The sequence below is a fragment of the Pseudomonas sp. MH9.3 genome (assembly GCF_034354675.1).
Lineage (GTDB): Bacteria > Pseudomonadota > Gammaproteobacteria > Pseudomonadales > Pseudomonadaceae > Aquipseudomonas.
Window position 1 is genome coordinate 250,868 of the sequence record NZ_CP133785.1, and the last position, 12,453, is coordinate 263,320.

Genomic DNA, 12,453 nt, shown 5'->3' on the forward strand with positions numbered 1-12,453 from the left:
GGGCCATGCGCCAGGCACATAACCCTCAAGGGCAGGCATAGCGATGCCTGGCGGTCCTGAGCAGGTCGCGCAGTTTATCGGCCTGCAACGCCAGCGTCATTTGCCGCTCGTCAATCACGATTTCGGCGACGATCAACGCAAGGATCAACGGCGCGGTCACCATCCAGTGCGCATAGAACTCGGTGATCAACGAGAAGAACACCCCCAGAATCCACAGTCCCAGGACCCATTTTGGTGCGCGCTGCTGCAAGGGCACCCACAGCCGCTGCCACTTTTTCAACCGGGTGGTGTGCAGTCTCAGTGAGTCTTCAAGCTTGGACAGATACGTGTTCGACATAAGAGTAGGCCACTGCGTACAGGATGAAGGTTGTTAAACGGTTCGGGCTCTGCCGGGCAACGGTCTGCCCAGCCAGCTCAGGTTGATCTCATGGACGGCGACCCAGTCCCCGTTGGCAGGCTGGGCCGTACAGCGTTTGAATGCGATACACACGCCCTGGTTATCCAGTAAAGCGAAGTCCCGGTAGTCGGGGGTGGAGCTGAACAGCCAGGCAAAGACGCGCATCGCGGTATCCGGTTGATCAAATGGGCCAGCTGAATTCGAACAGAGTGCCGCCGTTTTCCATGCGTCGGCAGCTCACCGCACCGCCGTGGGCGAGGGCAATCGCGCGCACCACCGCCAGGCCCAGGCCGCTGCCGCCCTGGGCCCGGGAGCGCGAGTTTTCGCCGCGCTGGAAAGCTTCGAACAGGTGCACGGCAAATTCGGCGTCGATGCCGGGGCCATCATCGCGCACCCGCAGATAATGGATCGCGTCGCGCGTGCTCAGGTGGATGTTGACGTTACCCGGCGTGGCGTGGCGGCGGATATTGTCCAGCAGGGCGAGCAAGGCCTGGCGGATCCGCCCGGGATCGCAGCGCATCAAGCCGCGTTGCAGGTCCAGGTGCAGCACAAACCCGGCGGCCGTGAGGCTCGGTTCGAACAGCCGCACATCGTCCTCGATCCCGGCAGCGAGGTCGGCGTTCTGCAGGTGCAGTTCCAGGTAGCCGCTGTCGGCCAGCCCGACCACCCGCAGGTCTTCGATCAGCCGCGTCAGCCCTTCGACCTGACCCAGCAGGCTGTAGAACTGCGCATTGTCCGGTTCGAACACGCCTTCGGCCAGGCCTTGCAGGCGTCCGCGCAGGATGGTCAGGGGCGTACGCAGCTCGTGGGCAATCGCCGCGTTCCAGAACGCCTGCTCCTGGGCCATGCGTTTAAGGCGCTGAGCCATGCTGTTGAAGTCATCCACCAGAATCGCCGCCTCGCCGATGGGGTGTTCACCCGCCACGGCTTGCGCTTCCAGGTCACCGTCGGCCAGTTTGCGCAGGTTCTCGGCGACCGAGTTCAAGGGCATCAGAATCCGGCGCGACAACTTCAACGCCACCACCGCGCCCACGGCCAGGCCCACCAGGGTGATCAGCCCCATCCAGGCCCACTCGATATTGGACGGCATCCACGTGTCCACGTCTTCTTCGGACAGCGGCCAATAGGCCCACAACAGCGAATAGAACACGTAGGAGCCGACCACGGCGAGGGTGATGACGCACAGCACCACGGCTGACATCGACACAATGATCTGGCGGCTCAAACCGTTGAGGATTTTCACGTCACACTCCCAAACCGGTAACCCACGCCCCGGATACTTTCGGGCACGCCTTGCAGGCCGAGGTCTTCGATCTTGCGGCGCAACTTGCTGATGTGGCTGTCCACCGTGCGTTCCAGGCTGTCGCTTTCCGGCGAGCACAGCGCCAGCAGCTCGGCGCGGCTGAACACGCGCTTGGGCGCTTTGGCCAGTTGCGCAAGCAACTTGAATTCGGTGGCGGTGAGCAGCAGCGTTAATGCCTCACCCGCTCTGCGCACCGTGACTTCGTGGCTTTCGATATCGATCTCGAACGCATCCACGCGCAGCACGCTGCTGGCCGACACGTATTGATAGTCGGTGGTGCGGCGCAGCACGGCCTGGGTGCGCGCCACCACTTCGGCCGGATTGAACGGTTTGACGATGTAGTCGTCGGCGCCGATGCGCAGGCCCATCAGCTTGTCCAGGTCCTGGTCCTGCGCGGTCAGCATGATCACCGGCGTATTGCCGCGATGGCGTACTTCGGCGAGCACCTTCCAGCCGTCCACATGGGGCATGAGCACATCGAGCAGCAGCAGGTCCGGCTTGAGCGTCTGATGCAGCTCCAGCGCGCGTCGGCCGTCCAGCGCATGGGCGGTGCGAAACCCGGCGCGCTTGAGATAGGCGATGAGGATGTCGGCGATTTCGGGTTCGTCTTCGGCGATCAGTACCAGCGCCCGGGTTTCCCGGAGGCTGTTGGGCAGGTCATTCATGGTGGGCTCGGTGTGGTTGCCGTGGGGGCGGGGGATTGTGCGTAATTACCATGCGCTTTTGTGGGAGGGTTTGTGGAGAAATGATGGAGAGGGGGATATTGGCAAAAATGTTACGGGTTTGGGGGCTTTTGATGGGGGGATAGCCGTTGCTGCGGGGGATGGCTGCTATGGGTTGCGCCCTTACGGCGGCCCACGGATTCAAGCCGGCGTTCGGCCTGCGTGGTTGACGGGGCGCCTAAGATCAAGATCAAAAGCCAAAGCAGATCAAAAGCAGTGTGATATCCATCAGACCAATGGAGATCAAAATGTGGGAGGGGGCTTGCTCCCGATGGCAGTGGGTCAGCTACACATAAGCTGACCCACCCTCATCGGGAGCAAGCCCCCTTGTTGTACAGCGCTCGGCAGACCATCCCGGTCGGCTCTCAGGCTGCCCCGCTCTTAGCGCATATGCAAAATGATCGGGCTACTGCTGGCCGGGTCGGTGTGGCCGCGCAGTTTGTTGACGTCCTTGGCGTCGACTGCGCCGCCAGTGTTGCCCCAGGTACTGCGCATGTAGGTCAGCACCTGGGCAATTTCCTGGTCGGACAGTTGCTCGCGGAACGCTGGCATGCGGTAGGCATCGGGTACGCCAGCGGCGACGATGCGTTGGGAGCCGTTGAGGGTGATGTTGATGGCCGAGGCGGCTTCCTTGGCCAGCGCCGAGGTGGCGCCGGCCAGGGGTGGCATCCAGTCGGGCTGGCCCTTGCCGTCCGGGCCGTGGCAGGAGGCGCAGCGTGTCGCGTACAGATGGGCGCCGGGGCGTGCGTCGGTGGCGGCGGCCTGGTACTGCCAGGGCGCACCGTCGCGCTGCGGATCGCCGGGCAGTGCCTTGAGGTAGCGGGCGATGGCGGCCAGGTCGTCGTCGGTCATGAACTGCGTGGAGTTGTTGAAGGCCTCGGTCATCGAGCCGTACACCACCGCGTGCTGGTTGCGCCCGGTCTTGAGGAATTGCACGATCTGCGGCTCGCTCCAGCGGCCCAGGCCGGTGTTGTGGTCCTGGCGCAGGCTCGGCGCGTACCAGCCATCGAGCAGCGCACCGGCGAGGAACGGCGTGCCGGTCTCATCCAGGGCTTTTTCGTTAAAGGCCAAACCGCGCGGCGTATGGCAACTGCCGCAATGACCAGGGCCCTGGACGATATAGGCGCCACGGTTCCACAGCGCATCCTGGCCGGGTTTGGCGGCGTAGGTGGCCGTGGGGGCGAACACGCCGTTCCACAGGGCGATGGGCCAGCGCATATTCAGCGGCCAGGGGATGGCGCCGGGAATATTGGGCTCGCTGGCCGGTTGCACACCTTTCATGAAGAACGCATACAGCGCGCGCACGTCATCGTCGCTGAGCTTCACATAAGACGGGTAGGGCATGGCCGGGTAGAGTCGGCGGCCGCCCGGCGCCACGCCTTGGCGTACCGCGCGGTCGAAGTCGGCCAGGCTGTAGGCGCCGATGCCGACGTCTCGATCCGGGGTGATATTGGTGGCGTGGATCGCCCCCAGCGGCGTGGCCATCTCCAGACCGCCGGCAAAGGGCGCCTTGCCGGCGAGGCTGTGGCACGCCACGCAGTCGCCGAGGCGCGCGACATACTCGCCACGGCTGACCAGCGCCGGGTCGAAAGTTGTGGCCTGTTCCTGCTCGAATGGCGAGGCAGGCTCACGGGTGACATACCAGGCCAGCAGGCCGGCAGCGATCAGGCAGGGCAGGGCAAGCCAGCCTGCGGTTCGGGCGAATCGTCGGGTGTTCATGGGCGTTCCCTGTCCTTAGCTGAAGGTGTATCGGCTCAATGGCAAGCTGCGGATGCGCTGGCCGGTCAACTGCGCCACCGCGTTAGCCACGGCCGGCGCCACTGCGGGCAGCGGGGGTTCGCCGATACCGCCCATTTTTTCGCCACTCTCGACGATTTTCACGTGCACCTGCGCCATACGCGAGGGCGGCAGGATCGGGTACAGGTCGTAGTTGCGTGCGCGTGGCTTGCCGTCCACGTACACCGCCTCCTCGATCAGGGTTTGCGACAGACCCAACGCCACGGCGCCGGCCACCTGCGCCTGCACGATGGCAGGGTTGACGATGCTGCCGGGGTCGATCGCTTCCCAGATGTGATGCACCTTGACCTGGCCGTGCTCGATCGACACTTCGGCGACCACCGCCGCATGGGAGCCGAACGGCGACGCCATCGCCACGCCACGGGCACGGCGGCTGCCGTCTTCGGCGGTGTAGGGGCCCCGTTTCCAGCCGCCGGACAACTCGCCTGCAGCCTTGAGCAAGGTAGTCAGTCGCGGGTTGTCGCGCAGCAGGTGCAGGCGCAACTCATAGGGGTCGTGACCGCCCTTGTCCGCCAGTTCATCGAGGAACGCTTCATAGAAAAAATCGTTGAGCGAATTGCCCACCGAACGCCAGTACCCGAGCATGGCCGGGCCTTTGACGTAGATCTGCGCGGTGCGTTTGTTGGCGATTGCGTAGCTTTTGCCCGACAACCCTTCAAGGGCCGCAGGGTCAATCTTGTCGCCCTGTTTGCCGGCGAGGGCTTCGGTCGGGCCTTCGGTGGCGCTGACTGCTTCGATGGCGACCGGCAAACCTTTGTCATCCAGTGCAGCGCGGAACTTGACCACCGCCAGCGGGCGCAACACGTCACGCAGGAACTCTTCCTCGCGGCTCCAGATCAGTTTGACCGGGCGACCCACGGCCTTGGCCAGCGCGATGGCCTGCGGGTAGGGATTGGCCGACTCATAAAGGAAGTGCCGACCGAAAAATCCGCCCAGCAGCGGCGAGTGCAGGGTAATGTTCGCAGGATCAAGGCCGGTGCGCTTGGCGATGTCGGCGCGGAACATGTCCGGTGCCTGGTTGGGCAGCCACACCTCGAGTGAGCCATCGGGGTTGAAGCGCGCCAGCGCCGACGGCGGTTCCAGTTGGGCATGGTTGAGGTATTGGTTGTGGTAAGTGGCCTCGACCCGGGTTTTGGCGTTTTTCAGCGCGCCGGCCACGTCGCCTTCGTTCTCGTCGTCGCGGGTCGGACCTTGCTGGGCGGCGAGGAATTCGCGGTGTTTGTCGCTGGAAAAGTCGGCAGGCATTGCGCGCAGCTTCGAATCGGCGGCCGCTTCCAGCCAATCCACCTGAATCGCTTCGACGGCGCGTTTGGCGTGCCACCAGCGTTCGGCCACCACCGCCACGGCGCCGGGCAGGGTGTGCACCGAATGCACGCCTTTCATCGCTTCGACCTGCGCCTGATTGCGCAGGCTGCCGACGGTCATGCCCAGGCGGGGCGCGTGCTGCACGGCGGCATGGAGCATGTCGTCGACTTTCAGGTCGATGGTATACAGCGCCTTGCCGGTGGATTTGTCGTAGGCGTCCAGGCGTTTCACCGGTTTGCCGATCCAGCGGAACTGGCTCGGGTCGCGCAGGGTGATGCTGGCCGGGTCGGGCACCGGCATGTCCAGGGCGCGCCCGGCCAATTCGCCGTAGCCCAGCGAACGGCCGGACGCTGCGTGCACCACGCGGCCGGGCTGGGTGGTGAGTTCGGCGAGCGGCACGCCGAGCTGTTCGGCGCCGGCCTGCAGCAGCATGGCGCGCGCGAGGGCGCCCAGGCGGCGCATGGTCGGGTAGCTCATGCGCACCGACATGCTGCCGCCGGTAATGCGCATGCCGTTTTCCATCACCACGTAGGCTTCGCCCGGTGGAGCGGCCTCGACCAAGAAGGTGGCGGGATCGGCGTCCAGCTCTTCGCCGACGATCTGCGCCATGGCGGTGTGGGTGCCCTGGCCACCTTCCATGAAGGGGCTGAGCAGACGCACGCTGCCGTCCGGGCGAATTTCCAGAAACGCCGGCACCTGGGTGCCGCGCTCTGCGGCGTTGGCCGTGGCAGCCTGCACCCGGGCCGAGCCCATCGGCAGGCCGAAGCCGATCACCAGCGCGCCCACGGCGGTGCTGGCCAGAAAGCGTCGGCGCGACAGGTTGACCGGATCACCCAGGGGCAATTCAGGCAGGGGCAGATGCGTATTCATCAGGCACGCTCCTGCTTGGCCAGGTCATCCATGGCGGTGTGGATCGCGTTGTACGTGCCGCAACGGCACAGGTTGACCATGGCCGCGTCGATCTGCGCCGTGGTGGGCGCGGGGGTGTGCTTGAGCAGCGCGGTGGCCGCCATCACCTGCCCGGACTGGCAATAACCGCATTGCGCCACCTGATGCTCGACCCAGGCGGCGACCACGCGCTTACCCACGTCATCGGCTTCGATGGCCTCGATGGTGGTGATTTCGCGGCCCGCCACGGCGGCCACCGGTGTAACGCAGGCGCGTACCACGTTGCCGTCCACCAGCACCGAGCAGGCGCCGCACTGGGCCAGGCCGCAGCCGTACTTGGTGCCGGTCATGCCCAGGTCATCGCGGATCACCCACAACAGGGGCGTGTCGGCGTCGGCCTCGACTTGATAGGCTTTTTGGTTGATGCGTAATTCCATGGCGGGTTCACCTGCTGATCATCGGTCGGTGTAGCTGAGTTCTTATAAGAGGTGCGACGCAGGTCGCCCATGTTTGCACTCTAGACCACCGGGCCAGGGCTATCTATCCAATCGGCGGCAACTCCGTAGGATCAGGCAAGTATTCAACAGGAATGCGCTAGTGCAGGGGTGTAGTCCTTTACTGATCTGCCGGGCAGGGCTGCACTTTTTTTCATTCTTCTGATCTATCCCTGTCACGAGCGCGCGCATTCCGCGCGCAGGCAGCAGGACCCGACCGGATGCGGATGAACCACCTTTCAACCTGTTTAATCAAACGCTGGCCGCTGCTGTTCGCAGCGATGCTGGCGCTCTGTGCCACGGCGTGCAGCCAGCAGCAGGGCCGCGATATGGCCCGGCAGTTCAGCGAAGGCAAACCTGATGAGTTCTTCCAGACCAGCGTGGACCGCATGGCAACGTTGGGCATGCGCGATAATCTGCAAAGCCTGTATCTGTTGATGAGCAAGCTCTACCTGCGCAACCCGAGCCAGTGGCGTCAGTCGGGCTACCCGGATGCCGTGACCGCCGCGCGGACAATCCGCCAGGCCATTGAAAACCGTCAGCCGTTGCCGGCACTTGGCGAGCGTCGTGACCTGGCAGCCTTGAGTTACTCGCTGAGCCCGGAGTTTCGCGGCGACCGCGTCGGCGCATTCATCTACGCCATCGGCAGCATGCTGGTCACCGCCCATGGCGGGCGCACCCAGTTTTACGTGACCGATTCGATCAACCCGCAATTCGTCAGCAACGCCGCGCGCAATATTGAAAAGGCCACCTGGCTGCTCGGCCAGCGCCAGGACGCCAACGGCGTGTTGCTGCTGTTTTCCAACGAGATCTCGGAGGAGGGCAGCAACCTCAGTTTCGCCGTGGAATTCGGCAAGATCGTCGCGCGCCTGGACCTGCTCACCCAGATCCTCGACGAGCGCTACCGCCGCATTGGTCTCAATTATGCGCAAAGCCTGTTGTTGATGAATTTTCTGCCGGTGCAGTGATACCCAGGGCCGGGGAGTGCGGCGTTTCGCTTTCCCATGTAGGAACTGGCCTATCTTGCAACAGGCCGCTTGAAACACCCCTCCAGCGGCAATAGCCTCGGACTTTTCCTAAAAGTCGAGGCCTACCTTGGGTAAGCGAAAAACGGTTTGGCTCACGGATCGCGACATTCGTTTGCGCTTCATCCTGTTTGCGGTGATCGACACTGCAAGCGTCCAGGGCGTCGCGGCGGAGCTGCTGCTGCCGGCGCAGAAACTGCTGCAGGACTCGCCGACCGAAGCACAGTTGCGCAACACCCTGGACGCGATTCTGGCCACAGATGAAATGTACGGTTTCAGGTTTCCCCCGGGGTCGGAGGCCGATGACTTCATGCAGGCACTGGAGGCTGTTGCCGCAAGCTGATGATTCGTTTGTAAGGAGTGACCCGTCGAAGCCGCCAGGCTTCTTATGCTTCCGAATGCCAAGGACCTGCCCCATGCTGTTGCGCCAATCCCCGCTCCTGTTTGCCGCCCTGACCCTTAGCCCGACGGTGCACGCCGAAACCCTGCAACTGGCACCGGTCGAAGTCAGCACGGCGCCCGCCAGTGCCGGTGAAATAGCTCAGGCGCAGCTCAAGAGCGTGCCTGGCGCCACTAACTACATCGACCTGGACAGCGTGCAACAGGGGCGCGTCAGCACCAATGAGGATGTGTTCAAGTACCAGGCCGGGGTGTATGCCAAGGCTGCGAATAATGAAGGGGTGAAGCTGTCCATCCGTGGCTCGGGCCTGAACCGCAGCCCTGGGTCCCATGCGTCCGGCCTGTTCGAGATGCTCGACGGTTTGCCGCTCACCGGGCCCGGCGGCACGCCCTATGAACTCAAGGACCCACTGTGGCACAGCCGCGTTGAGGTGCTGCGCGGCGCCAACGGCTTTGATCGCGGTGCGCTGGCGTTGGGGGGGGCGGTCAACTACATCACCCGTACCGGCTATGACGCGCCGACTTTGCAACTGCGCTATGAGGCGGGCAGTCGCGGTTATGCCCAGCGTGAAATCAGTTCCGGCCAGGTGCTGGGCGACGCCGACTACTACATCAGCCTCACCGACGCCGCGTCCGACGGCTATCAGCAGCAGAGCGCCGGTAGCGGCAAGGGTATTGCCGCCAACTTCGGCTATCGCTTCAACCCGGACCTGGAAACCCGCTTCTATTTTCGTTACCGCGAAACCGCCAACGACACCCCCGGCAAGCTCACGCGTTACCAGATCAGCCATGATCCGCGTGCCGCCAACAGCCTCAACGCCGCCCGCGATTCCAAGCGCCTGCAACCAGGCTCCACCTGGATCGCCAACAAAACCACCCTGCAATTGGATGAAAACTCAAAGGTCGAGGTCGGCCTGGCCTATCACGATTACCCCATGGACCTGCGCGAAGGCACCAACCGCCTGAAAGTCGCCTACACCGATATCAGCGGCACCCTGAACTACATCCGGCAGGACAGCCTGTTCGGCCATGACAGCAAAACCACCCTCGGCCTGCGCACCACCCAGGCGATGCCCAACAATGGCGCGTCGGAATATGTACGTACGCCGGCCGCAAATACCGCCAGCTACGCACCAGGCACCAAGACCCGCGATTATTCCTACCTCGGGTCCGATACCGTGCTGCATATTGGTAATGACCTGGAACTGTTGCCGGACCTGTGGCTGACCACCGGCCTGGCGGCCATTTATACGCGCCGCGAAACCCAGGTTACCTACCCGCAAGGTCAGGCGCCGCTCAGTCAGCATGACTGGGATTACGCACCGCGCATTGGCCTGCGTTATGACTTCAATCCGCAATTGCAGGTATACGGCAACCTCAGTCGCTCGGTCGAGCCGCCGCATGCGTGGTCGATGATCTGGGGTTCCAACAAATACTTCACCAGCGGCCCGGCCAAGGGGCTGGCGCGTGAAGGCGTGAGCCTGAGAAACCAGACCGCCACCACCCTGGAAGTCGGCGGACGGGGTGAAGCGTGGCTTGGTGCCTGGGACCTGGCGCTGTACCGCTCCGAAGTGCGCCACGAACTGCTGGCCGTGGAGACCCAGGCCCAGACCGCCACCAGCAACGCCGTGATTGCCGAGGCCAACGCCAGCCCCACGGTGCATCAGGGCGTGGAACTGAGCCTGCTCAGCCCGCTGTGGGACGGCGGCCGCGAGGGCCGGCTCGATCTGCGCCAGGCCTACACCTTCAGCGACTTCCACTACCGTGACGATGACCGCTTTGGCAGCAACACGCTGCCGGGCATCCCCAGGCATTATTACCAGGCGCAAGTTCGCTACAGTCACCCGGGCGGCTTCTACACCAGCCTCAACACCGAGCACTCTTCGCGGGTGGCGGTGGACTATGCCAATTCCTATTACGCGGCCGCCTATACCTTGCTGGGCGCGACCTTTGGCTACGACGCGCCGAAGCAGGACTGGCAGGCGTGGGTCGATCTGCGCAATCTCACCCACCGCCGCTATGCCAATACGGTCACGCCGGGGTATGACGACAAGGGGCTGGACGTCGCGCGTTCGACCCCGGCGGATGGGCGGGGCATCTATACCGGAGTGTCCTGGCGCTGGCGTTGAGTTCAGGATCCGCAACGGATTAATGGGTGGCAGGCAATTTCACGGTGAAGGTTGTGCCGGCCTCTGCCGATGAACTTACCGCCACATCACCGCCATGCACCTTGGCCAGTTCGCGCACGATATACAGGCCAAGGCCCACGCTGCGCACCTGGCTGCCTTGATCGGTGCCACGGGTCATGGGTTCGAACAGATTGGCGAGCAGCCCCTCGGGAATCGCGGTGCCATGGTTGTGTACGGCGACTTCACAGACGTTATTACCGATTCGCGAGGTGATGCGGATTTCGCGCTGCAGGTCGCCATACGCCACGCTGTTGGCCACCAGGTTGCCGATAATCTGTTGTACGCGGTCGGCATCCAGGCTCGCGCTGCCAAAGCCCTCGATATGGTGCACCAGTGTCGCTTTGGGGAAGGCGACACGCAGTTCCTCGACGGCATGGTGAATGACTGTGTGAAAGTCCAGCGGCGCGGCGCGGATAATGATGCCCTGACCAACCCTGGCCTGGGTGAAGTCAAGCAAGTCGGCGATCATGCGCTGGGCGCGCTCGGATGACTGGTCGATATGCCCCAGCAGTTGGCGCTCCTTTGGCGTGCACTCACCCCGGCTGAGAAAATCCGAAGCCATGCGAATGGCCGTGAGCGGGTTTTTCAAATCGTGGCTGACAATCGCCACCATCTGTTCGGCGAACATCGCGCGCCGCTGCGAGATGGCATAGGCTTGCTTGAGTTCCGCCTGCGCCTGATGCAGGGCGATTTCAGTGGCGGTTTTTTCCTGCAACAGGGCTTCGGCCAGCTTGCGCGCGTTCAACAGCTCGCGTTCGTACTTGTCACGGTCAGTGGTACCGAACAGTGCCAGGTCGTACACCACGGCGTCGCCGAGTTGGCGACGATTGCCATTGAGCAGCACCGTCACTTTCTGCCCGTCGCGGTGCACGGTGTCGAGCTTCACCTCGGTGACGCTGCCATGCATGCGCAGCATCGGCGCCAGGTGCGTTTGATGGAAAATTCGCCCGCCCATGGTCAGCAGGTCCTGGAAGCGCCGGCCACACAGCTCCTGGGCACTGAACCCCAACCAGTCGGTGAAGCGTGCATTGACCTGCAGAATCGTGCCGTCTTCGGCAGTCACGGCCAGCGCACAGGCGGCGCTGTCGAACAGGTCAATGGGCATGGGCGGCTGCCCACGGCGCCAGGAAGCTGTGCATCGCCGCCGCGCACGCCACTGGCGCGCTCATGTGCGGACAATGGCCTACGTTGTCGATCAGGCAATAAGTGCTGTTGGGGACTACGCGATGCAGGTATTCACCCACCACGACCGGGGCAATCAGGTCGTCGCTCGATTGCAGGATCAACACCGGGGCGGCCAGGCCGGTCACATCTTCACGGTTGTCCGCCATGAAAGTCACGCGTGCGAATTGCCTGGCAATGTCCGGTTCGGTGCGGCAGAAGCTCTCGGTCAGGGCTTCGCCGAGTTCCGGTTGCCCGGGCGCACCCATGATCACCGGGGCCATGGCACTGGACCAGCCGAGGTAATTGCTGTCGAGTGTGTCGAGCAGGTCATCGATGTCGCTGCGCTTGAAACCGCCGATGTAGCCTGCGTCGTCGATGTAGCGGGGCGATGGGCCAATCATCACATGGGCGGCGATGCGCCCGGGCTGCAGGCGGTCGGCGAGGACGCCGATCATCGCGCTGACCGAGTGGCCCACCAGAATCACCGGGCCCCGGGCATAGGCGTCAATGATTTCATTCAAGTCACGAGCATAACCGTCCAGCGTGCCGTACTTGGTCTTGTCGAAGGCGACGAGGTCCGACAGGCCTGCACCCACCAGGTCATACATCACTACGCGGAAACGCTCGGTAAAATGCGGCGCCAAATAGTTCCACATCGCCTGGTTGCAGCCGAAGCCATGGGAGAACACCAGGGTCGCCATGCCGTCGCCCATCACATTCACATTGTTGCGGTGGCGTAGGTCCATGGAGGTCTCAAAATTATGGCGTAT

At 63.5% G+C, this 12,453-nt stretch carries 11 protein-coding genes; 3 read left to right on the forward strand and 8 right to left on the reverse strand.

The features are described 5' to 3' along the window. Positions 1-25: 25 nt before the first annotated feature. From RHM60_RS01090 to RHM60_RS01115, 6 genes are all read right to left on the reverse strand, one after another. Complete coding sequence (locus tag RHM60_RS01090; RefSeq protein ID WP_209981133.1) at positions 26-337, reverse strand: hypothetical protein; 312 nt, start codon at positions 335-337, stop codon at positions 26-28. Between the two features lie 241 nt (positions 338-578). Then, on the reverse strand, positions 579-1,640 hold the full coding sequence (locus RHM60_RS01095; RefSeq protein WP_322213317.1) for an ATP-binding protein: 1,062 nt from the start codon (positions 1,638-1,640) through the stop codon (positions 579-581). Beyond that, entirely contained in the window at positions 1,637-2,365 is a 729-nt protein-coding gene (locus RHM60_RS01100) for a response regulator (RefSeq protein WP_322213318.1), read from the reverse strand. Before RHM60_RS01100 ends, RHM60_RS01095 begins: the two co-directional genes overlap by 4 nt. A 438-nt stretch (positions 2,366-2,803) precedes the next feature. Next, positions 2,804-4,141 (reverse strand): c-type cytochrome, encoded by a 1,338-nt coding sequence (locus RHM60_RS01105; protein WP_209981140.1) that lies wholly within the window; start codon positions 4,139-4,141, stop codon positions 2,804-2,806. A 15-nt stretch (positions 4,142-4,156) separates the two neighbouring features. Then, positions 4,157-6,394, reverse strand: coding sequence for a xanthine dehydrogenase family protein molybdopterin-binding subunit (locus RHM60_RS01110; protein WP_322213320.1), 2,238 nt, complete (start codon positions 6,392-6,394; stop codon positions 4,157-4,159). Next, entirely contained in the window at positions 6,394-6,849 is a 456-nt protein-coding gene (locus RHM60_RS01115) for a (2Fe-2S)-binding protein (RefSeq protein WP_209981143.1), read from the reverse strand. Before RHM60_RS01115 ends, RHM60_RS01110 begins: the two co-directional genes overlap by 1 nt. Positions 6,850-7,127: 278 nt before the next feature. Here RHM60_RS01115 and RHM60_RS01120 point away from each other — a divergent pair, with 278 nt between their 5' ends. The 3 genes from RHM60_RS01120 (at position 7,128) to RHM60_RS01130 (ending at position 10,459) form a co-directional block, all read left to right on the forward strand. After that, entirely contained in the window at positions 7,128-7,874 is a 747-nt protein-coding gene (locus RHM60_RS01120; RefSeq protein WP_322213321.1) for a hypothetical protein, read from the forward strand. A 127-nt stretch (positions 7,875-8,001) separates the two neighbouring features. After that, positions 8,002-8,274, forward strand: coding sequence for a hypothetical protein (locus tag RHM60_RS01125; protein WP_231421793.1), 273 nt, complete (start codon positions 8,002-8,004; stop codon positions 8,272-8,274). 73 nt (positions 8,275-8,347) lie between these two features. Then, positions 8,348-10,459 (forward strand): TonB-dependent receptor family protein, encoded by a 2,112-nt coding sequence (locus RHM60_RS01130; protein ID WP_322213322.1) that lies wholly within the window; start codon positions 8,348-8,350, stop codon positions 10,457-10,459. Positions 10,460-10,478: 19 nt separating this feature from the next. On the opposite strand, the gene RHM60_RS01135 is transcribed toward RHM60_RS01130, so the two are convergent. Next, positions 10,479-11,624 (reverse strand): PAS domain-containing sensor histidine kinase, encoded by a 1,146-nt coding sequence (locus RHM60_RS01135; protein WP_209981151.1) that lies wholly within the window; start codon positions 11,622-11,624, stop codon positions 10,479-10,481. Further along, entirely contained in the window at positions 11,614-12,429 is an 816-nt protein-coding gene (locus RHM60_RS01140; RefSeq protein WP_322213324.1) for an alpha/beta hydrolase, read from the reverse strand. The genes RHM60_RS01135 and RHM60_RS01140 overlap by 11 nt, the downstream gene beginning before the upstream one ends. Positions 12,430-12,453: the final 24 nt, after the last annotated feature.